The following is a 25,199-nucleotide window of genomic DNA, read 5'->3' as shown; positions in this document are numbered from 1 at the left end:
CGATCCTCACTCGCCGCCCGAAACGGCACGTCCCAGATTGTTCACCGGCATAGCGGGCGACGACGCCATGTCCTCCAGCACTGCCAGGAATCCATCGACTACGCGCTTCGCCGTCGAATCGTCGAACAGCGCCGTCTGGTACAGCAAACCACCGCTGACGCCCATCGGCGCGCCGTCCGTGTCGTAGTGATCGTTGAGGCTGAACTCGAGTTCGTGCTTCGCGACGATCGTGGGCACCTGATGCGCCTCGATCGACAGTCCCGGGAATTGCGCCCCGAGGCCCGACCCGGCCCGCTGGAGGATCAGTGTCGCCTGGAACAACGGATTCCAGGGCACGTCGGCATCCAGGCCCAGCGCCCGTTCGAGGCGGGGGTTCGACACGTCCGGATGCGCGTACGCGCCGAGCGCCGCCGTCCGGACCGCCGAGATGAGACCGGCCACCGAATCTCCCTCGTCCACGACGACTCTCATGAGGACGTCGTCGGAGAAGTTGCCGATCAGATCCTCGAGTTCCGGCTCCCCGCGACCTGCGATAGAGGTCGCGACGGTCACGTCCTTCTCGTTTGCGAACCGGCTGACGGACAACGCGAACGCCGCCTGCAGCACGATGAACAGGCTCGCTCCACAAGCCCGTGCGAGCGCCACCAGCGCCGCGTGGGTACCGGCATCCAGGTGGACGGGCATGACCGCTCCCACGGTCGAGCGCACGGCCGGACGGGGCCGATCCGTCGGGAAATCGAGCAGTTCGGGTCGATCCGCCAGCGTCCGGGTCCAGTAGGCGAGCTGGCGATATGCCTCACCGGCCGGATCGTCGAAGTCTCCGAGCAGAGCATGTTTCCACGCCGTGTAGTCGGCGTACTGCACCGGAAGCGGATCCCACTGGGGCGCCACACCCGCAGCGCGAGCGGCGTATGCGACGACGACATCACGCGTCAGCGGCGCGACGCTGAATCCATCGGCGGCGATGTGGTGAACCACGACCGCGAGCACGTGGTCATCCGGGCCCGACCGGAACAGCCGCATCCGCAGCGGCAGATCGGCCGCAACGTCGAAGTCGCCCCACAGGAACGCGGTGAGCTCGCTGTCGAGGAGATCGCCCTCCGCGGGAACGCACTCGATCCGCGGCACGGCGTCCGCGGCCGGCACGATGACCTGCACTGGGCCGTCGGCGGTGTCCGGGTACAGCGTTCGCAGCGCCTCGTGGCGGGCCACGACGTCGCCCGCCGCCGCCCCGAGCATCTGGACATCGACCGCGCCGCGCAGCCGGAGCGCGAACGGAACGTTCCACTCGCCGTTTCGCGTCCGCTGATTGGCGACCCAGATCCGCTCCTGCGCCGGCGCCAACGGAATCCGCGCGGGACGCTCGGTCGCGGTCAGGCGGGCACGGTCGCTGCCCGCCTGGGCGACGAGGCTTTCCGCGAGTGCCGACACGGTCGCGGCCTCGAAGAACTCGCGGACCGTCAGCGCGGTCCCGAACGCGTCGTTGATGCGGGCGGTGGCGCGCGTCGCGGACAGCGAGTTGCCACCGATGTCGAAGAAGCTGTCGTCTGCGCCCACCCGCTGGCGGTCGGTCAGATCGGCAAAGATTCCCGCGACGATCTCCTCGGTAGCGGAGACTGGCTCACGGAAGTCGTTGGTGCTCGAGAACTCCGGCGCGGGCAGCGCTCGCCGATCCAGCTTGCCCGTCACACCGAGTGGCAGTGCGTCGAGCAGGACGACCGTCGCGGGAACCATGTAGCCCGGCACCCGTTCGGCGACGAATGGAAGCAACGCAGCGACCTCCGGGGTCCTACCGGCGCGCGGCACCGCATAGCCGACCAGATGCTCGCTGCCGCCGGACGCCCGGTGCACTGTCACGACCGACCGGTCGATGTCGGGGTGCGCGGACAGTGCCGCCTCGATCTCGCCGAGTTCGATCCGGAACCCGCGCAGCTTCACCTGGAAATCGGTGCGTCCCAGATAGTCCAGGGTGGCAGCGGATCCGCGCGGCAGCCAGCGGACGAGGTCGCCGGTGCGGTACATCCGGGCCCCGGCGCCGCCGAACGGGTCCGCCACGAAACGGTCCGACGTGAGGTCGGCGCGTCCGACGTACCCCCGCGCGAGCTGGTTGCCCGCCAGGTACAACTCGCCGGGAACCCCGACCGGAACCGGGCGCAGGCGCGCATCGAGCACATACACACGGGTGTTCCACTCGGGCAGGCCGATCGGCACGGACGGCCCGTCGTCGAGACGACACTCGTGATGCGTGGCGCTCACCGCGGCCTCGGTCGGCCCGTACAGGTTGTAGACCGCGGCATCGCTGACGTCGGCGAACCGGCGAACTGCCTCGCCCGGCAGCGCCTCGCCGATGCAGATCACCCGGCGCAGCGTCGTGAGCTGTTCGCGGTTCGCCGCCGCCAGGAACGCGGTCAGTAGCGAGGGCACGAAGTGGACCGTGGTGACCCGACTGTCGCGGATCAGTCCCGCCAGATAGTCCGGGTCCCGTTCACCGCCGGCCTTCGCGACGACGAGCCGGGCTCCGGCGGTGAGTGCCCACCAGAATTCCCACACCGACAGGTCGAAGGTCGCCGCGGTGCGCAGCAGCACCGCGTCGGTGTCGTCGAGCGCGAAACGCGCCTGCTTCCACAACAACTGGTTGGCGATCGCAGCGTGCGGGACGGCGACGCCCTTGGGCCGACCGGTCGAGCCCGACGTGTAGATCACGTACGCCGTGTTCTCCGGTCGCAGCGTCGTACGTCGTTCCTCGTCAGCGATCGGATCAGAAGAATGAGCATCGAGATCGACCGTGTCGACATCGATGCGGACAGCGGACTCGGGCACCGACACGCGCTCACCGCTCGTGGTGAGGACGACGGCAGGCGCCGCCGAGGCGAGGACGTACTGCGTCCGTTCGGCGGGATGATCCAGGTCGATCGGCACGTACGCGCCACCGGACTTCGCCACCGCATACATCGCGACGAGCAGGTCCAGCGAACGTCGGATCGCGAGTGCCACCCGCGACTCCGGGCCCACGCCCTGTGCGATGAGCTCGCGGGCGAGGCGGTTGATGCGCGCGTCGAACTCGGCGTACGTGAGTTCGCGTTCGTCGAGCACGACGGCCACCGCGTCGGGACTTTCCCGCACACGCTCGGCGAACAGCTCGGGCAGCGTCGCCGCCGGGACATCGTGCCGGGTGTCGTTCCAATCGACCAGCACCGCGCGCCGCTCGGCCTCGCCCTGCAGGTCGATGTCCCCGACCACGACCCGACGGTTCGCGACGACACCGCGCAGCAGACGCTCGAATCTGCGCGCGAACCGCGCGATGGTCGCGTCGTCGAACAGATCCGACGCGTACGTGAACGACGCGGCGATGTCGCCGGGCGCACCGTCGTCGTCGTGATGGTCGACGAGCGTCAGATGCAGATCGAACTTCGCCGGTTCGAATCCCGAATCGACCGCCGCGATCTCGAGACCCGGCAGTTCGAAGCTGGTGCGGGCCAAGTTCTGCAGCGACAGCGCCACCTGGAAGAGCGGATGACGCGCGGTGGAACGCTCCGGATCGAGCACCTCGACAACCCGCTCGAAGGGCACGTCCGCGTGGGCGAACGCGGACAGGTCGGTGCTCCGCACCTGCTCCAGCAGGTCTGCGAACGTGGCGCCGGTGTCCACCTGTGTCCGCAGCGCGAGGGTGTTGACGAACATGCCCACCAGGTCGTCGAGCGCTTGTGCACCGCGACCGGCGATCGGCGTACCGATCGTGATGTCGGAGGTACCGCTGAGCCTGCCGAGCAGGGCAGCGAACGCGGCGTGCACGACCATGAACAGCGTCGATCCCTGCCTGCGCGCGAGGCTGAGCAACGCGCGGTGCAGCGATGCGTCGAGCGTGAACGCATGGGTCCGACCGCGATACGACTGCACGGCGGGCCGCGGTCGATCCGTCGGTAGGTCCAGCTGATCAGGAAGGTCCGCGAGTGTGTCTGCCCAGTAAGTGATCTGGCGGGAGGCGACGGATTCGGCGTCGGACTCGTCGCCGAGTGTCGCGCGCTGCCACAGGCTGTAGTCCGCGTACTGGACCGGCAGCGGTGACCACGACGGCTCGAGCCCCTGCCGGCACGACGCGTACGCGACCATCACATCCCGCGCGAGCGGCGCGACGGAGAAACCGTCGGCGGCGATGTGGTGCACGACCAGCACCAGCACATGGTCGTCGGCCCCGACCCGCAGAAGGGCCACCCGTAGCGGCACCTCGATGGTGACGTCGAATCCGGCGCCTGCCAGTCCCGCCACCGTCGGCAGAATCGAGTCTGCGTCGACAGCGATCGGATCGAACGCCGGAACCACCTGCGCGGCAGAAACGATCACCTGGCGGGGCCCCTCCGACGAATCGGGGTACACCGTCCGCAGCGCCTCGTGCCGCTCCACGGTTGCCACGATCGCCGCGTGGAGCGCGGCGACGTCGACGACGCCGTTCAGTCGCAGCGCCATGGGGATGTTCTCGGCGGCCGACGTCGGATCGAATCTGTTGAGGAACCACATGCGCTGCTGGGCCGGCGAGAGCGGGATCCGGTCGGGCCGGGCGATGGCGCCCAGTTCGGGGCCGGCCGTGCCCCGAGCCGATTCGGCGCGGGCCGCGAGCGCCGACACCGACGGGTACTCGAACAATTCCCGGATCCCCAGTCCGGCACCGAGTACCGCATTGACCCGCGCGATCAGCCGGGTTGCGAGCAGCGAATTGCCACCGAGATCGAAGAAGCTGTCGTCCACGGATACTCGGGCCAGTCCGAGCAGGTCCGAGAACACTCCGACGACTTGCTCCTCCGCCGGATTCGACGCACCCCGGAACTCCCGAGTCGAGACGAACTCGGGCACCGGCAGTGCCCTGCGGTCGAGCTTGCCGCCCGCAGTCACCGGCAGCAGGTCGAGCACGAGGATGCGGGTCGGAACCATGTACGTGGGAAGCGATTCCGCGACCTGCTCACGCAGTGCGTCCGGATCGAGATCCACGCCGGGCTCGGGCACCACATAGCCGACGAGGTGATCGCCGGTACGACCGTCACTGTGCAGCACCGCCACCGACTGCGCGACACCCTCGTATCCCGCGAGTGCCGCCTCGATCTCTCCGAGTTCGATCCGCAGGCCACGCAACTGGACCTGTGAGTCGAGTCGGCCTACGAAGTCGATCAACCCGTCGCGCGTGCGCCGGACCAGGTCCCCGGTGCGATAAAGACGCTCACCGCCGGGCCCCGCGACGAACCGCGACGCCGTCAGGCCCGCGCGCCGGTGGTAGCCGCGCGCGACGCCCGGCCCCGACAGATACAGCTCACCGATGACGCCGGCCGGAATCGGGCGCAGGCGGGCGTCGAGGATCGCCGCGCGAGCACCCGCGATGGGCGTGCCGATCGTGATCCGTTCGCCCGCCGACAGCGGATCGGTCATCGTGATGATGATCGTCGTCTCGGTGGGCCCGTAGCTGTTGAAGAATCGCCGTCCCGGAGCGAACCGTTCGACCAGCTCGGGCGGGCACACGTCGCCGCCGACGATCACCGATTCGAGGGAGTCGAGGCCGTCGACGTCGACCGTGCCGAGCGCGGCCGGTGCGGTGAGGATGTGCGTGACCCGCTCGTCCCGGATCACGTCGGCAAGTTCGTGTCCGCCGATCACCCCCGGTGGCACGACGACGAGGGTGGCGCCCGCGCTGAAGCCCGCGAGCATCTCGAACACCGATGCGTCGAAGCTCGACGACGAGAACCGCAGCACCCGCGAGTGCCGGGTCAGGGCCAACTCGGTCCTCGTCTCGGCGCTGAACGAGGACAGGCCCGTGTGCTCGACGACGACGCCCTTGGGCAGGCCGGTGGAGCCCGACGTGTAGATCATGTACGCCGCGTTGGTCGGTGCGATCGGGCCGCCGCGGTCGACGTCGCTCACGGGCCCGTCCGAGAACGCCGCGCAGTGGTCCTCGAGTGCAGCGGAATCGAGCACGAGCCACTTCGTCGACGTGGGCAGCGTGTCGACCACACTGGCGGACGCGAGTCCGATGTCGGCACCGGAGTCGGCGAGCATGTGCCGGATCCGGTCCGCGGGATGGGCCGGATCCACCGGGACGAAGGCGGCACCGGTCTTGACCACCGCCCACATCGCGACGATCGAATCGACGGACCGCGGGAACGACAGCGCGACAAACCGCTCGCGGCCGACCTTCCGCTCGATCAGCAACCGGGCCAGACGATTCGACCGCCGGTCGAGCTCGGCGTAGGTGAGGTCGACGCCGTCGCCGCGGACGGCAGTCGCGGCCGGGTGCGACGCCGCACCGGCGGTGAGGATCTCGGCCATCGTCCGCGCGGGAGCCGACACCGGCACCGGATCGACCGCGGCGAGCGCTCGATCGCGCTCGTCCAGCAGGTCGATGTCACCGACCGGGACGGACGGATCGGACGCGACGTGCGTGAGCACCCGCACCAGCTTGTCCGCGATCGCGGCGGCGGTCTCCGAATCGAAGAGATCCGTCGCGAAGGTCAGCGAGCCGAGCAGTTCCTCGGACGGCGCGGATCGGAGCGTGAACTCGAGGTCGAACTTCGCGACATCTGCGTGGGGGTCGACCACGGTGACCGTCACACCGGGAAGCTCGAGGACGGCCCGGCCGTGGTTCTGCAACGACAGCGCCACCTGGAACAGCGGCGCGTACGCCTGCGATCGTGGCGGATCGACGACCTCGACGACGCTCTCGAACGGCACGTCCGAGTGCGCGAAGGCCGCGAGATCGACCGAACGGACCTGGCGGAGCAGCCGATCCCACGGCTCGGCCGGATCGACTTCGGTGCGCAGCACGAGTGTGCCCGCGAACATGCCGACGAGGTCGTCGAGCGCGCGCTCGCCGCGTCCGGCGATCGGGGTACCCACCGTTACGTCGGAGGTTGCGCCTAGCCGTGCGAGTACCGCGGCAAGCCCCGCGTGCAGCACCATGAACAGGGTCGTGGCGTGCGCGGCCGCCAGGGCCTGGAGTCGGCGGGCAGTGACGGCGTCGATGGTGAAGTCCACGCGTTCAGCGCGATACGACGCGACTGCCGGGCGCGGCCGATCCAGCGGCAGGTCGAGTACCGCGGGAGCGCCGTCGAGACGGTCCTTCCAGTAGCCGAGTTGTTGCGTTGCGAGCGAACGGGGATCGGCGCCGTCGCCGAGAAGCCGCCGCTGCCACAGCGCGAAGTCCGCGTACTGCACCGCGAGCGGCGTCCACGACGGTTCCAGACCCGCGGCACGCGCGGTGTACGCGGCCATCACGTCACGCGCGAGCGGGAGCGTCGAGACGCCGTCCGCGCTGATGTGATGCACGACGAGGACGAGCACGACGTCGTCGGCGATCCTCAGGAGCCGCCCGCGCACCGGGACGGCGGCCGTGACATCGAAGCCGCCCGCGAGTTCGTCCGCGATCGCCGTCCGCAGCGCGTCCTCCCCCGGCACCGTCACCGGATCCAGGTCGAGGATCACCTCGTCGGCGGGCACGATCACCTGATGCGGGCCGCCGTCGGACTGCGGGAACCGCGTGCGCAACGACTCGTGCCGCACCAGCACGTCGCCGATGGCGGCTTGCAGCGCCGAAACGTCGAGCGCGCCGGCCAGTCGGACCACGAGTGGGATGTTGTAGGCGGGCGACGCGGGATCGAACTGGTTGAGGAACCACATGCGCTGCTGCGCGGGCGAGAGCGGCAGCTGCGCCGGGCGCGGGCCGGCCACCAGTGCGGGTCGGTCGTCCTGCGGTCGCGTGTGATCGAGGCGGGCCGCCAGCGCCGCGACGGTCGGGGCGTCGAACAGCTCCTTCACGCCGACCCTGGTGCGGCGCAACTCGTTCACACGAGCGATGACGCGGGTGGCGCTGAGAGAGTTACCGCCGAGATCGAAGAAGTCGTCCTCCGCACCCACCCCGACGATTCCGAGCACGTCGGCGAATACGTCCGCGACGATCACCTCGGTCCGGGTACGCGGCTGGACGAATTCACGGGTCGGGAACACCGGTGCCGGCAAGGCCCGGCTGTCGAGCTTGCCCGACGGAGTGAGCGGCAACGCGTCGATGACGGTGACCACCGACGGGACCATGTATTCCGGGAGCCGGCCTCGTGCGTGCACGACCACCTCGTGCGGGTCCACGGATTGCCCGGGCGTCGGCACGACGTACGAGACGAGCGCGTCTGCGCCGCCCCCGCGATGCCCCACCGTCACGGCCACCTCGACCGAGCGATGCGACGTGAGAACCGAATCCACCTCGCGCAGTTCGATGCGGTGACCACGAACCTTGACCTGGAAGTCGGTGCGGCCCAGAAACTCGAGTTCCCCCGTCGCCGTCCGGCGCACGAGATCGCCGGTGCGGTACATCCTCCGTCCGCCGTCCGCATACGGGTCGGCGACGAATCGCTCGGCGGTCAGCGCGACGCGGCGATGGTAACCGCGCGCCAGACCCTGGCCCGTCACGTACAGTTCACCGGCCACGCCCACTGGGACGGGGTGCAGGCGCCGGTCGAGTACCCGCACCGCGGTGCCCAGCACCGGCCCTCCGATGAGGACGTCCTCGCCCGGGGCCATGGGACCGTGGTGGGTCGCCATGATCGTCGACTCGGTGGGGCCGTAGGCGTTGAACATCCGCCGCCCCGGGGCCCAGCGCTGCACCAGCGCACCGTCGCACGCGTCGCCGCCGACCACGACGACGCCCAGGTCGGCGAGTCCTGTCGGATCGACGGTCGCCAGCGCTCCGGGTGTGACGAACGCATGTGTCACCCGCTCGGCGCGCAGGATCGCCGCGAGTTCGTCGCCGCCGTACACCCCGATCGGTACCACGACGGCCGTCGCCGCTCCCCCGAATGCCATGAGTAGCTCGAGGATCGAGGCGTCGAAGCTCGGTGACGCGAAATGCAGTGTCCGCGATCGCGAATCGACTCGGTAGTGCCGCTGCTGTTCGGCGACGAACGCGGCCAGGCCGACATGTGTGACCACGACGCCCTTGGGCACACCGGTCGAGCCCGACGTGTAGATCATGTACGCCGGGCTCTCCGGGCGGAGCGGCCCCGAACGCTCGTCAGCAGTGATCGGGGCCGCGGACAGGTCCGACGACAGCGCGCCCAGGGCAACCCAGTCCACCGTGGCGGCCAGACCGTCGAGCTGATCGGAGATGGTGATACCTACGCGCGCGCCAGAGTCGGCGAGCATGTGAGCGATCCGCTCCGTCGGGTACGTCGGGTCGACGGGCACGAAGGCCGCCCCCGTCTTCGCGACGGCCCACACCGCGCACACCGACTCGACCGACCGCGCCAGTGCCAGCGCGACGAACGATTCGGGTCCGACGCCCCGCCCGATCAGCGCCCGCGCCAGACGGTTCGAACAATCGTCGAGGTCGCCGTAGGTCAGGACCGTGTCGCCGTGGACGAGCGCGATGGAGGCACGATCGACGACGGCGCCGGCGAGAATGTCCGGCAGCAGGCGCACCGGGACCGTGTCGGAGGCCGCGACGAGAACCGCCCGCTCGCCGGCGTCGAGGACGTCGAGGTCGCCGACCGGCACGGTCGGGGCGGCCACTGCCGCTGCGAGCAATCGCACGAAGCGCTCCGCGAACCGGCGCACGGTCGCGGCGTCGAACAGGTCGCACGCGTAGGTGAACGTCACCCGGGCATCCGCACCGATCTGCTCGGCCACCTCCACCTGCAGGTCGAACTTGGCGATCCCGAAATCGAGCTCCTCCGAGGCGATTTCGACGTCGGGAAGCGCAATCGACCGCGCCCTCGGGCCCTCGTACGCCAGCACCACTTGGAACAGGGGATGGTGCGCCGTCGACCGAGCCGGGCTGATGACCTCGACCAACTGCTCGAAGGGCACGTCCGCATGGGCGTAGGCCGCGAGATCGGTGCGGCGGACCTCGGCGAGCAGGTCCGCGAACGACATCGCCGGATCGATCTCGGTGCGCAACACGAGGGTGTTGACGAACATGCCGACCACGTCGTCGAGTTCCCGTTCACCTCGGCCGGCGACAGGGGTGCCGATCGAGACGTCGTCGGTACCGCTCAGCCGCGCGAGCAGGACCGCGAGCGCGGAGTGCAGGACCATGAACGGTGTCGCGTCGGCTCGACGCGCGAGCGCACGGACCGCGTCGTAGACGTTGGCCTCGATCGTGGTGTCGACGACGGCACCGGAGTAGCCCGGGGTGGCGGGACGGCTCCGGTCGGTGGGCAACTCGAGCATCTCGGGAGCACCGGCCAGTTCGGCCGACCAATAGGCAATCTGCTTGCCCGCCAGCGATGTCGGATCCTCGTCGGCGCCGAGCACGCGCCGCTTCCACAGCGCGTAGTCCGCGTACTGCACCGGCAGCGGCTCCCACGTCGGCGCACCGCCGCGGACCCGCGCGGAATACGCCAACACGAGGTCGGAGGCGAGCACGCTCATCGACCAACCGTCGATGCTGATGTGGTGGACGACGACGACCAGCACGTGGCCGTCTGCGCTCTCGGCGTCCTTCAAGAGCGTCACCTCGATCGGGATCTCCGCGGTGACGTCGAATCCCGCGGACACTGCCGCTCGGATGCGCGCTGCCAGGTCCGCGTGGCCGGCCTCCTCCGCACCGAGTTCATCGAGCGCCAGTTCGTCGAGCGCCTCTCCGGTCGAGAGGATCCGCTGGAACGGGCCGTCGGCCGAGTCCGGGTACACCGTACGCAGCGGTTCGTGCCGATCGACGATGTCGGCGATCGCGGCGGCGAGTGCGTCACGGTCGAGAGCACCGGTCAGGCGCAACGCGACCGCCACGTTGTATGCCCCGGAACCCGGATCGAACCGGTTGAGGAACCACATTCTGGACTGTGCCGGCGACAGCGGGATACGTGCGGGGCGTGGCATGGATTCCAGAGCGGGGCGGACCCCGTCCGCGGAGGCCGCGTCGACGACGGAGGCGAGCCCCCGGACCGTGGGGGCGTCGAACAGTTCGCGCACCCCGAGTTGGACACCGAACTCGGCGTTGATGCGCGCGAGCAACCGCGTCGCGACGAGCGAATTGCCACCGAGGTCGAAGAAGCTGTCGTACACGCCGATCGGCGACTCGGGCCCGAGGACCTCGCCGAACACGTCGACCATCGCGAACTCGGTGGGCGTGGTGGCCGCTGCATACTCGGCGGTGCTGGCGAACTCCGGGGCGGGGAGCGCGCGGCGATCGAGCTTGCCGTTCGCGGTGACGGGGAACGCATCGAGTACGACGACGGCTGTCGGCACCATGTAGCGGGGCAGAACCGATCCGAGCGCGTCCAGCAACTCGGACTCGGCTGGCTGGGCCCCGGCGTGCGGCACCACGTATCCCGCGAGGTACTCACCCGCGATCTCGTGCACGAGCAGCAGCGCGACGGCCTGGGCCACGCCCGGCCGATCGAGCAGCGCGGCCTCGATCTCGCCGAGTTCGATGCGCTGTCCGCGCAACTTCACCTGGAAATCGGTCCGGCCGATGTACTCGAGTTCCCCGGTGGCGGTCCACCGCACCAGATCTCCGGTGCGGTACATCCGCTCGCCGGCCGGGCCGTGTGGGCAGGCGACGAAGCGGCCGGCGGTCAGATCCGGCTGCCCCACGTATCCCCGCGCCAACTGGGCGCCCGCCAGATACAGCTCACCCTCGACGCCTACCGGAACCGGACGCAGCCGCGAGTCGAGCACGTAGAGGGCGGTGTTCCACACCGGAGCACCGATCGGCACCGTGATGTCGGCGGGACCGGTGCGGTGGTACGTCACATCGACCGACGCCTCGGTGGGCCCGTACAGGTTGTGCAGTTCGACGTCGGCGTACTCGTGCACACGCGTGACGGTGCCCCGTTGCAGAGCCTCACCGCTGGTGAAGATCCGCCGCAGTGACGTGCACCGACCGAGGTCCGCACCGGTGAGGAACGCGTCGAGCATCGACGGGACGAAATGGATGGTGGTGACGCCGTGGTCGCGGACCACCTGCTCGAGATAGCCGGGGTCCCGGTGCCCGTCCGGCTCGGCGATCACGAGGTGCGCGCCGACCTGCAACGGCCAGAACAGTTCCCACACCGACACGTCGAAGGTGACGGGCGTCTTCTGCAGCACCACGTCGGACGAGTCCAGCGTGTAGCTGTCCTGCATCCACAACAGTCGGTTCACGATGCCGGAGTGCGGGACCGCGACGCCCTTGGGACGGCCCGTGGAGCCCGACGTGAAGATCACATAGGCGGTGTCGAGTGGTTGCGGTGTGCCCAGACGGTCGCTCGACGTCAGCGGCGCGGAGCCGAACCGATCGAGGTCGACCGCGTCCAGAGACACCACCGGGGCCACGCCCGGCAACAGCCGCCGATTCACCGAATCTGTCAGCACCAGAGCAGGTTCGGCCTGCTCGATGACGTACTCGATGCGGTCCGCGGGCTGGGTCGGGTCGATCGGTACGTACGCGCCGCCTGCCGTGACGACGGCGTGGACGGACACGAGTAGGTCGATCGAACGGTCCATCCCGATGCCCACCGCCGTCCCGGGACCGACGCCCGCTTCGACGAGGTACCGAGCGAGCCGGTTCACGCGCGCGTCGAAATCCGCGTAGGACAGCGTCGCGTCGCCGTAGGAGACGGCGGGTGCATCGGGGGTACGCGCGACCTGCGCTCCGAACAGTTCAGGCAGGGTCGACGCGGGAACCGGATGCTGCGTCGCGTTCCACGTCTCGACCACCGCGAGGTGCTCGGCGGGGGTCAGGACGTCGATATCCCCCACCGGCTGTGCCGGGTCCGCAACGATTGCGTCGAGGATCCGTACCAACCGGCCGGCCAGGGCGGTGGCCTCGGCGGGTGTGAATGCCGACGGCTGATAGCGCAGCGTCATCCGCATGTCCGGCAACGTCATCAGCGTGATCGGGAAGTGCGTCGCGTCCAAGCCCTGCACGCCGCACACGCGCATGCCCGCGAAATCGGTGTCCTCGTCGAGCCCGGCGCGTTCGATCGGGTACGACTCGAAGACGGTCAGGGTGTCGAACAGTGCGCCGAGTCCCGCCGCCGCCTGGATGCCAGCCAGACCGACATGGTGGTGATCGAGCAGCTCTGCCTGCTCCCCCTGCAGTCGGGACAGCATGGCCTCGACGGTTTCCGCGGCGTCCGTGCGAACCCGCACCGGAATCGTGTTGATGAACAGGCCGAGCGTGTCCTCGACCCCGGACAGTTGGGGCGGCCGCCCGGAGACGGTGGCGCCGAACACGACATCGGATCGGGACATCATGCTCGACAGCAGAATTCCCCATGCTGCCTGAACCACGGTGTTGGCGGTGATACCGAGCGAATGCGCGAGGTCGGCCACCGCGCCGATCAATGAGTCCGTCCCCGTGACGTCGACTTCGGCCGGCACCCCGTCCGCTTCGCCGCCGCGGTCGGTGCCCGCCAGCAGCGCGGGTTCGGCCAGACCGTCGAGCGCGGTCTGCCATGCCCGACGGGACACCTCCGCGTCGCGACCGGCAAGCCAGTGGAGGAAGTCGCGGTACGGCCGCGGCTCTGGCAGCGCGGCGCCGTCGCCCGCCGTGTAGCGAACCAGGAGTTCGCGCACGAGCAGCGGCATCGACCAGCCGTCGAGCACGATGTGGTGGTTCGTCAGGGCGAGTACGTACTCCGACTCGGTGAGCCGCACCAGGGTGCCGCGCAACAGCGGCGGACGGTCCAGCTCGAATCGCGCGTGCCGGTCGGCATCGAGAAGCTGCGACAGCTCCTGATCGGCATCCGACGCGTCGCGTAGATCGACCTCGTGCCACGGGACGTCCACATGTTCGACGACCACCTGCGCGGGGATGCCGTTGTCGTCGTAGACGAACGCCGTGCGCAGGTTCGCGTGCCGCTCGACGATCCCGGCGAGCGCGGACCGGAGCCGGGCAGAGTCGACGCGCCCGGCGAGGTTCACGCGGAGCTGGGCGGTGTACACGTCGAGCCCGTCCGCGACGAGGCCGCTGTGGAACAGCAGACCCGACTGCAGCGGCGACAGCGACCACACGTCGCGGACCCCTGGATATCGGTGCTCCCAACGTTCGATCTCGTTCTGCGACAGCGTGACCAGAGGGAGATCCGATGGGGTGAGTCCACCGGCACCCGGTAGCTCGGCATGTGCTGCGAGCGCCTCGAGCGCACGGCGCCACACATCGGCAAGCTCGGCCACGTCGGCGCCGCCGAGCACCCCGGCAGGGAAGCCGAATGTTGCCGTCAACCGTGGGCCTTCGGGGCCGTCGGTGACCATTGCGTTGATGTCGATCGCGGCGGCCACTGCCATCGCGGACCCGCTGCGGGCCAAGAGATCCGGGGCGGCCGGGTCCGGCAGCCAGCCGACACCCGGGTCGACCGACGCCCCGACACCGAGTCGTCCCAAATAGTTGAAGCTGATCTGCGGACGCGGCAGCGCTGCGAGCTCGTCCCGCGTCGCGGGGTCGAGGTGACGCAACACGCCGAAGCCGATGCCGCGGCTGGGCACGGCAAGTGCCTGTTCCTTGACCGCCTTGATCACCGCTCCCGCGTCGGGTCCCCCGGCGAATGCGTCGCCGAGATCTGCATCCGGAAGCGTGAACCGTGCAGGGAAGGCGCTGGTGAACCAGCCGACCGTGCGAGCCAGATCCGCTCCGGGGACTGCGCCCTCCTCACGGCCGTGGCCCTCGAGCGTGAGGAGCACCGACCGCTCCGGATGGCCGTGCTCGTGCCGCCAGTGCACGATCGCCATCGTCAGCGCCGCCAGCAGGCCGTCGGCGGCGCCGCACCCGAACACGTCGGGCAGACGCCCGAGGACCGTATCCGTCACCGCCGCAGAGATCTCCACGTGGACACGGGCGGTCGTGGCGACAGTGTCCACGCCCGAATCGAGCGGTCGCGAGCCGACGAGCGGATCGGGGCCGGACAGGATCTCGCGCCACCTGTCCAGTTCGGGGCGATACGTTCCGGCGCCGACGGTGTCGCGAAGTCCGTGGGCCCAACGCCGCAACGACGTGCCGACGGCGGGAAGCAGAACCTCGCTACCGGCGGCGATCTGCGCCCATGCCACTGCCAGGTCCGGCACGAGGACCCGCCACGAGACGCCGTCGACGACGAGGTGGTGTGCGACGACGAGCAGGCGTCCGCCCCGATCGCCGCCGTCGAGCCAGACGACCTGCATCATGACGCCGGCCTGCGGATCGAGCCGTGCTGCAGCACGGTCACATTCGTCGATCACTGCGGAGTCGAAGGCGCGGGTTCCCGGCACGGACGACACCGCGACACGGGAAACGAGATCGGCCGCGTCGAGGCTGCCGGGCGCGTCCACGCGCAGCGTCGGCTCCCCTGCTGTATCCGAACCGAGGCGGCTGCGGAGAACGTCGTGGTGGTCGAGGATCGCACCGAGCGTGGCAGACAGTCGTTGTTCGTCGACGTCGCCGACGGGCAGCGTCAGCAGGACCGACTGGTGGAAGTCGTCGAACGGGCCGCGTCCGACCATCTCGTACACGATCGGCGTCGGTACGATCGGCCCCACACCGCCGCCCGGCAGTTCCTCGATCCGCCCCGGCGACCCGCCCTCGACGGGCGCCGCGACCCGAGCAATGGCAGCTACTGTCTTGTGCTCGAAGACTTCTCGTGCGGTGAACGCCAGACCTGCGGCGCGGGCACGGGAGACCATCTGCATCGCCACGATGCTGTCGCCGCCGAGTGCGAACAACGAGTCGTTCGCTCCGACGCGCTCGAGCCCGAGCACCTCCGCGACGATCGCCGCGATCGTCTGCTCGGCCGGTGTCGACGGCGCGCGGAACTCGGCGGCGGCGCTCCCGAACTCGGGAACAGGCAGCGCTCGACGATCGAGTTTGCCGGCGGGGGTCACCGGAACGTGGTCGAGGCGCACGACGGCGGCGGGCACCATGTGCGACGGCACGATGCGCGCTACGCCCGCGACGAGGGCGGCGGCGTCGAATTCGACCTCGGCGTCCATCCGCACGTAGGACACCAGCACGGGCCCCGACGCGCGCTGAAGCGCGACAGTGGCGGCGAAGTTCACGCCGGCCTGTCCGAGCAGCGCCGCATCGATCTCGCCGAGTTCGATGCGGAAGCCGCGGATCTTGACCTGGAAGTCGGACCGGCCCACGTAATCGAGCTGATGGTCGGCCGTCCACCGGACCTCGTCGCCGGTGCGGTACATGCGCGTTCCGGGCGTTCCGAAGGGGTCTGCGACGAACCGCTCGGCGCTGAGCGCGCCGCGGCGATGGTATCCGCGCGCCAGACCGGGGCCGGTGAGGTACAGCTCGCCGACGACGCCCACGGGAACCGGGCGCATCTTTCGGTCGAGGACGAGCGCGCCAGCGCCCTGGATCGGCCTGCCGATCGTGATCGGGCCACCGGGTCGGAGCGGATCACCCGCGGTGATCACGATGGTCGTCTCGGTGGGGCCGTAGCTGTTGGTGAACCGGCACACCTCCCCGAACCGCTCGACGAGATCCGGTGTGCACACGTCGCCGCCGACGACGACGGCCTCGAGGTCGCTCAAGCCTTGCGGGTCGACCGTGTTCATCAGCGTGGGCGCCGAAATGATGTGCGAGACACGCTGTTCGCGCAGCAGATCCACGAGTTCGACGCCGCCGTGGATGTCGGCAGGCGCGACCACCATGGTCGCACCGGCACTGAACGCCTGGATCATCTCGAAGACCGACGCGTCGAAGCTTGCCGACGAAAATCGCAGGACCCGAGAAGTCGGCCCGATGCCCAGTTCCGGACGTGCTCCGGATTCGAACACCGACAGGCCCTGGTGGGTCACCAGCACACCCTTGGGCAGTCCAGTGGAGCCCGACGTGTAGATCATGTAGGCGGGGTTCGCAATCCCGACGGGCGACAGACGATCCGCGTCGGTGACGATCTCGGGCGAGAATTCTTCGATGACAACGGAAGTCACCGCGTCGTCGACGACTATCCACTCGGTTCCGTCGTCGGGAAGCCCTGCACGTTCGGACGCACAGGTAAGTCCGATCCCGGCACGCGAATCGTCGAGCATGTGAGCGATCCGGTCGACCGGGAGCCTCGGATCGATCGGCACGAACGCCGCACCGGTCTTCGCGACGGCCCACACCGCGACCAGCGCATCGGCCGATCGGGGCATCGCGATCGCGACGAAGGATTCCGGACCGGCGCCCCTTGCGATGAGCAGCCGAGCCAGCCGGCTGGACGTCGCGTCGAGATCCCGATAGGTGACGTCGCCGGACGCCGAGGCCACGGCGACATTGCCGGGGTGCCCCTGGACGCCGCGACACAGAAGGTCCGGCAGTAGCTGCGGTGCACGCGCGGCCGGGCCCCGCAGCGGGACCAGTGCTGCCCGCTCGTCGGCGTGCACGACATCGACGTCGTGCACCGCCGAACCCGCGGATTCGACGAAGTACGTGAGGAATTCGATGAACCGATCGTGATGCGAGGTCAGATCGTCGAGATCGTAGAGGTCGGGATTCGCCTCGAAGTCGATGTGCGCGCCTGCATCTGCCGCCGCCGGATAGATGTTGACGGACAGATCCTCGACCGGACCGGTCGTGAGGACATGGAGTCGGCCGGTGTCGTGTCCCAGGCGAATCGTGTCGTGGAACATCATGACGTTCACGGCCGGGCCGAAGAACCCGCGGCGGCCGCCCCCCATCCCGGCATCACGTCGCATGTCCTCGTGCCGGTACCGCTGATGCCGCAGCACGCCAGTCAGTTCCACCTGGACGCGGCGTGACAGTTCCGCGCAACTGACGCCGTCACCGGTGTCGAGCCGGATCGGCACGACGTTCGAGACCATGCCGCCCGAACGTCGCAGTTTCGCGGTGGTCCGGGCCGTCACGGGCAGACTCAGGACGACATCGTCCTCCCCGGTGAGGCGGGACAGGAACGCGCCGACCGCCGCGATCACGACCGCCGCAAAGGTGATGCCGTCGTGCTCGGCCAGCATCTGCCGCATCGCCGACTCGGCCGACGCAGGCAGCGGACCGGTCACCCGCAGTGAATGCGGCCCGACGTCGGCAGAGCGTCCGGCGAGGCTGATCGGGTGCGGCAGATCGCGAGTGCGCTCCGCCCAGTACCGACGGTCCGTCTCGAACCGAGTCGAGGTGCGGTACCGCGCCTCGTCCTCGACGATCTCCCGCGGACCACTGTTCTTCCAGTCCGTGAGTTTCTCGCCGGTGACCGCTGTGGTGTAGCGCTCTGCAGTCCGGTTCACGAACGTCATGGCGCCGAAACCGTCGAGCGCGATGTGGTGGATCCGGTTGTACCAGTAGTAGTGCGCGTCCCCGATCCGCAACGTCGCGAACTCGAACAGCCTGTCGGAGAGCAGATCGGTGGGAGAGCTGTACTCGCGCCGCATCCATTCGTGCGCCGCGGCAACGGGATCGCCCGCGCCGCGGAAGTCGAGGTGCGTGGTCCGGGTGTTCACCGAGAGGTCGATCTGCTGGAACGGCTCACCGTCGATCTCGACGATCCGGAACATTCCGGTGCCCAGCTCCCGCGCCGCAGCGACTGCGGCCGCCGAAAGGGTATGGACTTCCAGTTCACCAACGATCTCGATGTACTGAGCGATCGCAATCGGCACGGACTCGATCAGATGCTGCGCGAACCAGATTCCACGTTGGGCCGCGGAGAAGGGAAGGACGTCGCCGTCCGCGATCGATCCACTGTTCGTTTCATCCGATTCCACGAAAACCGAATTCGCAGAAACCCGTTCCGACGCCAACCCAACGACCCTTCACGCCACACCTCGAGATACGACACAGGCGACCGAAGAGCGATACTTCTCCAATGCCGGACGTGACGATAGCGCGTCAGGGCGGTGTGCTCAGCGCGATTGATCGTACTGGGCGATTTGCGCGGTATGGCTTAGTATACCAACCGGTTCGGACTTCGTCTTCCGGATGAGTTCGGGCGGGCGCTCAGTGCCCCTCGTAGATCGAGGCGATCTGGTCTGCGAAACGCTCGGAGACCACGTTCCTCTTGATCTTGAGCGTCGCGGTGAGTTCGCCCGCGTCCTCGCTCAGATCTCGCGGCAAAACCTCGAACCGCTTGATCGCCTCGGCGTGCGAGACCGTCGAATTGGCGTCGTCGACAACCGCTTGCAGTGCCGCACGCAGGTCCGCGTCATCGGCCATCTCGGCAACGGTGGCCGCGACGGGCTTCCCGTTCGCCGACTTCCAGTTCTCGAACGGTTCGGGATCGAGGGTGAGCAGGGCCCCGATGAACGGCCTGCCGTCCCCCACCACCACGGCCTGCGAGATCAGCACATCTGAGCGGAGTCGGTCCTCGAGCGGGCCCGGAGAGACGTTCTTGCCGCCCGCGGTCACGAGCAGATCCTTCTTGCGGCCGGTGAGGATCAGGTAGCCATCGTCGTCGAGTTCGCCCAGATCCCCCGTCCGCATCCAGCCGTCGTCGAATACGTCCGCCGTCGCTTGCGCGTCGCGCCAGTAGCCACCGAATACCACGCCGCCCGCCAGTTCGATCTCGCCGTCCGGTGCGATACGCACGGCGTTGCCGCTCATGGGCCTGCCGACCGTTCCGATCTTCTGCGCTCCGGGCACGTTGACGCAGTGCGCGGCCGTCGACTCGGTGAGGCCGTAGCCCTCGAAGATCGGAATGCCCGCGCCGCGGAAGAAGTGCCCGAGCCTCGGCATGAGTGCCCCGCCACCGGAGATGGCCCACCAGCACTCGTTGCCCATCGCCGCGCGCAGTTTCCGGAACACCAGCCGATCGGCCACCGCGTGCCGAGCCTTCAGCAGCGCGGACGGCCCACCGGCATCGAGGGATTCGCTGTACTCGACGGCCGTGGCCTCCGCGAATCCGAAGACCGCCCGCGGGATGCGTCCGGCCTTCGCAGCCGTGTGCGCCGCGCTGTCGCGCACCTTCTCGAAGACCCGGGGAACGCCGAGGATCACGTTGGGACGAAACCGCTCGAACTGTTCGGCGACAGTTCCGAAGTTCGCCCAGTGCGCCTGGGTGCCACCGGCCTCGAACATCGCGAGCGAGACGGCGCGCGCGAGTACGTGCGCCAAGGGCAGGAAGGTGAGCATGCGGTTGCCGGGCTGCGCCACCTCGCCGATCGATGCGACGAGGATTCCGCGTACCTCGGACAGAAAGTTGCGGTGCGTGAGGATGCAGCCCTTGGGCCGCCCGGTCGTTCCGGACGTGTACACCAGGGACGCAAGGTCGTCGGCGCTCACAGCGGCGACCCGACCGTGGACGACGTCGTCGTCGAGGCCGGCGCCCTCGGCGATCAGTTTCTCGACCGCCCGGTCCTCGATCTGCAGCACGCGTGTGAGCGTCGGCCCGGCATCCGCGAAGCCTGCGGCGTGACTCGCACGCTCGACGATCGCCAGGACCGCCCCGGAGTCCTCCACGATCCAACCGATCTGCTCGGGCGAGGACGAGTCGTAGATCGGCACCGACACCGCGCCGGCCGCCCAGATCGCAAAGTCGAACAGCGTCCACTCGAACCTGGTGGGCGAGAGCAGCACGACACGATCTCCGGACTGCACACCGGCGGCCACCAAACCCTTCGCGACGCCCGTGACGAGGTCGGCGAACTCGGCCGCGGTGACATCGACCCACTCGTCACCGATCGGCCGGGAGAACAGCACCAACCCGGGACTGCGCCGCGCGTGCTCGAACACGGTGTGGACGATCGACTCGTCCTCTCCGACGGTGAATCGGGCGTCGGCGCCGTACTCACGCATGTGCGTCATCTCCATCTCGGTCGAAGGCGTCATCTCGGTCGAAGGCGGGTGCTTCCGCCGCAACGGGCGCAACGGGCGCAACGGGCGCAACACGGAACCGGCGCAGGATGTCCGCGAACTGGGCGATCTCGGTGGGCAACCAGGTGTCCACCCGGGCACGAACCTCGTCCAGCCGCGTCCGGTCCGCGGCCGCGAGCACGGCGGCGCCCTGATCGGTCAGGTGCAGTGGATATCCGGCCCGGAGCGGGCCGACCTCACTGCGCACCCAGCCCGAGTCGAGACACCCGCGCAGCTGTCGAGACACGGTGGATCTGTTGACGCCGAACGCATCGGAGATGTCGGTGGCCCGGCACCCGGGATTGCGGGCCACGAAGGACAGCACCGAATGCTGGGCGAACGACGGACCGCCCTGCGCGTCCCGTCCGCCGGCGATCAGTTCACGCGCCAGTTGGACGAGTTCGGCATGCACGGCGGCGACGTCGTCGCCTCGCGATTCGTGTTGCACAGTGCAACTGTACGCCGCTCCTCGCGTCATGCACGGGTTGCGTACCGGAAGTAACGTGTAGCGCGCTGCCGCGACAAACTACGAGACAGCGTCGCAGCGGCGGCACTGCGCGCACGAGACCGAAGGAGACAATGTGTCCGTTGAGACCGAGGCGTTCGCCGTCCATGCATCCGGATCGATGTCGACCGGGGAAACCGAAGCAGCCGTGGTCGACCACCTCGAGCAGGAGATCGTCGACCTGGACGCCCTGATCATGGCAGCCGTGAGGCGCCGCAGCGACCTCGCCCGGAGCCTCGCCCCGGTGGACGTGATCGCCCCCCGCACCGGATCGTCGTCCTTCGACGACCTCGGGTCCGACGGACCCGTGTTGGACCGCATGCTCACGCGTCTCGCCGCGACGGCGCGGTAGTCGACCTCCCGAACACACACCGAGCCGCCCGCACACCCGTGACTTCGGTCACGCCGGTGCAGGCGGCTCAGTTGTGTCAATCGTCCGTCAGCGTCTGCCGTGCAGGGCGTGCGCAGTGACCGCACGGATGGCACGCTCCTCCACGACACCCAGCGATTCCCCGACATGCGCGTGCAACGCCGCGAGCGCACCGGCCAACTCCCCGTCGAGGATCTGTTCGACGATGTCGAGGTGCTCGCTCACCGTCGCGTCGACGCGGTCCCGCGTCTGGTAGTCGTACATCCGCACCAGCCGAATCTGACTGTTCACCGTCGCGAGCGCTCGGGTGAGCGCGGGGTTGCCGGCGGCGGTGGACAGGTCCAGGTGGAACTGCTGATCCAGTTGGACGATGTCGGGTGACGGTTCCGGCGGGTCGGCCCTCAAATCGAGCCACCGGCGTCGAATGGCTTCGAGGAGAGGCCTGTCGAACCGGAGTTCGGCGGTCGCGGCGGTCCCGGCGGTCCCGGAGATCTCCAAGTGTCGGGCGATGCCCCGCAGTTCCAGCGTGACCCGCAACTCGTACAGGTCCCGAATGCTGTCGAGGTCCGGGAACATCGGGTAGTAGCCGTCGTCGCGCCGCGTGACGATGCCGTCCGAGTGCAGCCGGACGAGCGCCTCCCGCAGCGGCGTGCGCGACACGCCGAGTGCCTCGCACAGACGTCCCTCGACCAGTCGGTCATGCGCGGAGACCTTCCCGCTCATGATCTGCTCGCGCAGCTCCCGGTACACCCGCTCCCCCAGGCCGATGGTGGATTGTCCCGAGGTGGTCATCTCGTGTGGCCTCCCTCTTCCGTCAGCGAATCGACTCGTGGACCATCGCAGCGATGCGGCGTTCGAGATCATTGAACGCCACCGACGTCACGTCCCGTTCGTCGCCCAGATCGATGTCGACGACGTCGCGGATGTGGCCGGGTACCCCGTGCGAGGCACCCCCGGTCATCACCACCACGCGATCCGACAGGTACACGGCCTCCTCGATGCTGTGGGTGACGAAGATGACGGTGGTGCCCTCCGCACGCTGGATCCTCGCCAGCTCGTGCTGGAGGGTCGTGCGGGTCAGCGCATCCAGCGCGCCGAACGGCTCGTCCATGAGCATCACGGCCGGGTTGTTGGCGAGGACCCGCGCGATCGCGACACGCTGCTGCATGCCACCGGAGAGTTGGTGCGGGTACTGATCGGCGAACCGCTCGAGCTGCACGGCACGGATGTACTTGTCGGCCTGAGCCGACGCCTCGGCGCGGCCGAGTCCACGCTGCCGCGGGCCGTAGGCGACGTTCTCGCGCACCGACATCCACGGGAACAGTCCGTAGTCCTGGAAGACGACACCGCGATCGGGCCCCGGCCCGGCGACCGGGGTGCCTCCCACCAGAAGCTCGCCCCCGCTGTGCGATTCGAATCCGGCGAGCATGCGGAGCAGCGTGCTCTTGCCACAACCGCTGGCGCCCACCAGGCACACGAACTCGCCGGACTCGATCGTCAAGTCGACGCCTGCCAGCGCCCGCACCGCGGCGGGCCCCTCGCCGTACTGCTTGGCGAGATCACGGATGACGATGTCGGCGGCCTTCGTCGCGGTGGAGTTCGTGCCGGGTGCCGCTACTGCGTACGACATGGTGAGTGTCCTTTCGTCGTGGGGAATCATGCTGAGGGTCAGGACAACCCGGGACGACCACGGGTCGCGACCCGCAGGAGCCACCCCATGAAGCGGTCGGTGGCGAAGCCGGCGAGGCCGATGAAGACCATGCCCGCGATGATCAGATCGGTGCGGCTCATGTCGCGCGCCTGGGTGATCATGGCACCCAATCCGGTGGAGATGCCGACGGTCTCGCCGACAACCAGCACCACCCAGGACAGGCCGAGCGCGATCCGCAGACCACTGGTGATGCTCTGCATCGCGCTGGGAATCACGATCTTGTAGAGAGTCTTCGCCTTGGGAGTGCCCAGCATGGCCGCGGCCTCGAGCAACCGGGGCGGTACCTGGGCGACGCCGACGGTCGTGTTGAGCAGGATGGGGAAGAACGCGGCGACGAAGATGAGGAAGATCGTCGACCGGTCGCCGTAGCCGATGATGAGCAGGGTCAGCGGTGCCCACGCCGTGACGGGAATGGGACGCACCAGGTTCACCGTCGTCTCGAGAGCCCGGCGAACCGGCGCGAATCGGCCCATCAGCACACCGAGCGGGATCGCGAAGACGGCCGCGAGGAGGAAGCCGTTGAGCACCCGGAGCGTGCTGGCGGCGAGGTGGCGCCACAGCGATCCGCTGTAGGCGTCGTCGTGGACCCCGCCGACCGCGACGTCCCACATCCGGCCCGCCACCTCACCGGGTGGCGGAAGGAACTGCATCTGGATCCCGAGAGGGAGGGTCCACCCGAAGCGGACTCCCAGACTCCAGAATCCGGCAAGCAGTGCCAGTGCCGGCAGGCCGTAGAGCACGGCCGCCTTCTTCTTCAGTGCGACGATCGGAGCGGTAACGGTGGCCACGGGAACTCCTCGGGCAGCGGGTGGAACGGGTGGGGCGACAGCGTTCGTGGTGGACATGTCACGCATCGTCGGAGACCTTCAGGAACGAGTCGTCGACGAACGTCTCGAGGTCGGGCTCCACCGGAATCTGGCCCAGTCCCACCATCTGACGGGTCAGTGCGGTCACCTGACTGCGGTAGTCGGCCGACAGGTCCGATCGCGGCCAGATGTTCGCGATCGCGGTCTGCGCGACGGCGGGGTTGAGGCCGAACTCCTCGACCACACCCTGGTGCCATGCGTCGCGATTGCCGTCCATGAACTCGGCGGTCCGCACATGGGTGTCGACCATCGCCTGCACCAGTTCGGGTTTCGCGTCGATGGTGCGCTGCGTCGTCGCCAGGCCGATGTTCACCCGGCCCACCGGGGTGTCGTACGGCGAGACCAGGCGGTGGGCGCCGGCCTCGATCGCGGTCGCCGGACCGAGCTCCGCCGAGGCGAATGCCGAGATCTGTCCGGTGGCAAGGGCCTTCGCCATGTCCGAGAACGGCAGATTGACCAACTGAACGTCACGTGCGGGATCGAGGCCCTGCTGGGCCAGTGTCAGGCGCAACAGGATCTCTTGCGAGGAGCCGAGCGGGAATCCGATCTTCTGCCCGCGCAGGTCGTCGACCGTCTCGATCTCCGGCGCAGCGACGATGCCGGTACCCCCATCGGCAGCGGACGCGACGAGGCGAACATCCTGCCCGGCAGCGGAACCCGCGAGGAAGGCGGGAACCCCGGCGACACCGAAGTCGATCGCGCCGCTCACGAGCGCATTCTTGATGTCCGGCGAACTGTCGAACACCACGACGTCCACCGCGGTTCCGGACGGAGCGAAGCGTTCGTAGAAGAAGGGATGGAAAAGGTGGGGCTGCCCCCGCAGCGTTCCGACCTTGACGACGTTCGTGCGGTCACCATCCCCGGCAGGCCGGGCGGCGAATGTCGAATCGATGTTGCTACATGCCGTGGTCAACAGCATCGCGATCCCTGCTGCAACGATGGCGAGCCACCGCAATGGACGTAGGGTCATGGGGGTCTCCTGGGGGATCGAACCGTCGAAATGCACTGCACTGAGCCGGTATACCGCGCTGTAT

At 68.8% G+C, this 25,199-nt stretch carries 8 protein-coding genes; 1 reads left to right on the top strand and 7 read right to left on the bottom strand.

Going from position 1 to position 25,199, the window contains the following annotated elements; all coding sequences use genetic code 11:
* Positions 1-6: 6 nt before the first annotated feature.
* The 3 genes from C8K36_RS21290 to C8K36_RS21280 all read right to left on the bottom strand — a co-directional run bounded on the left by C8K36_RS21290 (position 7) and on the right by C8K36_RS21280 (position 21,191).
* Positions 7-18,630, bottom strand: coding sequence for a non-ribosomal peptide synthase/polyketide synthase (locus C8K36_RS21290; protein ID WP_181319673.1), 18,624 nt, complete (start codon positions 18,628-18,630; stop codon positions 7-9).
* Positions 18,631-18,862: 232 nt separating this feature from the next.
* A complete protein-coding gene (locus C8K36_RS21285) occupies positions 18,863-20,656 on the bottom strand; it encodes an AMP-dependent synthetase/ligase (protein ID WP_107987039.1) in 1,794 nt (597 codons plus the stop codon).
* Positions 20,649-21,191 (bottom strand): MarR family winged helix-turn-helix transcriptional regulator, encoded by a 543-nt coding sequence (locus C8K36_RS21280; RefSeq protein WP_107986709.1) that lies wholly within the window; start codon positions 21,189-21,191, stop codon positions 20,649-20,651. The genes C8K36_RS21285 and C8K36_RS21280 overlap by 8 nt, the downstream gene beginning before the upstream one ends.
* Before the next feature lie 103 nt (positions 21,192-21,294).
* Here C8K36_RS21280 and C8K36_RS21275 point away from each other — a divergent pair, with 103 nt between their 5' ends.
* Positions 21,295-21,570: a chorismate mutase gene (locus C8K36_RS21275; protein WP_107986707.1), complete on the top strand. Its 276-nt coding sequence runs from the start codon at positions 21,295-21,297 to the stop codon at positions 21,568-21,570.
* An 87-nt stretch (positions 21,571-21,657) separates the two neighbouring features.
* Here C8K36_RS21275 and C8K36_RS21270 read toward each other — a convergent pair whose 3' ends face one another.
* From C8K36_RS21270 to C8K36_RS21255, 4 genes are read right to left on the bottom strand one after another with little or no spacing between them, the layout of a single operon-like run.
* Entirely contained in the window at positions 21,658-22,380 is a 723-nt protein-coding gene (locus C8K36_RS21270; protein WP_107986705.1) for a GntR family transcriptional regulator, read from the bottom strand.
* A gap of 22 nt (positions 22,381-22,402) precedes the next feature.
* Entirely contained in the window at positions 22,403-23,218 is an 816-nt protein-coding gene (locus tag C8K36_RS21265; protein WP_107987037.1) for an ABC transporter ATP-binding protein, read from the bottom strand.
* A gap of 38 nt (positions 23,219-23,256) precedes the next feature.
* On the bottom strand, positions 23,257-24,087 hold the full coding sequence (locus C8K36_RS21260) for an ABC transporter permease (protein WP_258195534.1): 831 nt from the start codon (positions 24,085-24,087) through the stop codon (positions 23,257-23,259).
* A gap of 58 nt (positions 24,088-24,145) precedes the next feature.
* Complete coding sequence (locus C8K36_RS21255; protein WP_107986703.1) at positions 24,146-25,135, bottom strand: ABC transporter substrate-binding protein; 990 nt, start codon at positions 25,133-25,135, stop codon at positions 24,146-24,148.
* Positions 25,136-25,199 lie beyond the last annotated feature (64 nt).

It is taken from the genome of Rhodococcus sp. OK519 (genome assembly GCF_003051005.1).
In the GTDB taxonomy this organism is placed as follows: Bacteria; Actinomycetota; Actinomycetes; order Mycobacteriales; family Mycobacteriaceae; genus Prescottella.
The sequence above is the reverse complement of the archived record's forward strand: the minus strand, read 5'-3'. Positions and strand labels throughout refer to the sequence as shown.

Coding starts and splice junctions, on each gene's coding strand:
- C8K36_RS21270 (WP_107986705.1), bottom strand. CDS start 22,380: ATGACCACCTCGGGACAATCCACCATCGGCCTGGGGGAGCGGGTGTAC.
- C8K36_RS21255 (WP_107986703.1), bottom strand. CDS start 25,135: ATGACCCTACGTCCATTGCGGTGGCTCGCCATCGTTGCAGCAGGGATC.
- C8K36_RS21265 (WP_107987037.1), bottom strand. CDS start 23,218: ATGTCGTACGCAGTAGCGGCACCCGGCACGAACTCCACCGCGACGAAG.
- C8K36_RS21280 (WP_107986709.1), bottom strand. CDS start 21,191: ATGACGCGAGGAGCGGCGTACAGTTGCACTGTGCAACACGAATCGCGA.
- C8K36_RS21285 (WP_107987039.1), bottom strand. CDS start 20,656: ATGCGTGAGTACGGCGCCGACGCCCGATTCACCGTCGGAGAGGACGAG.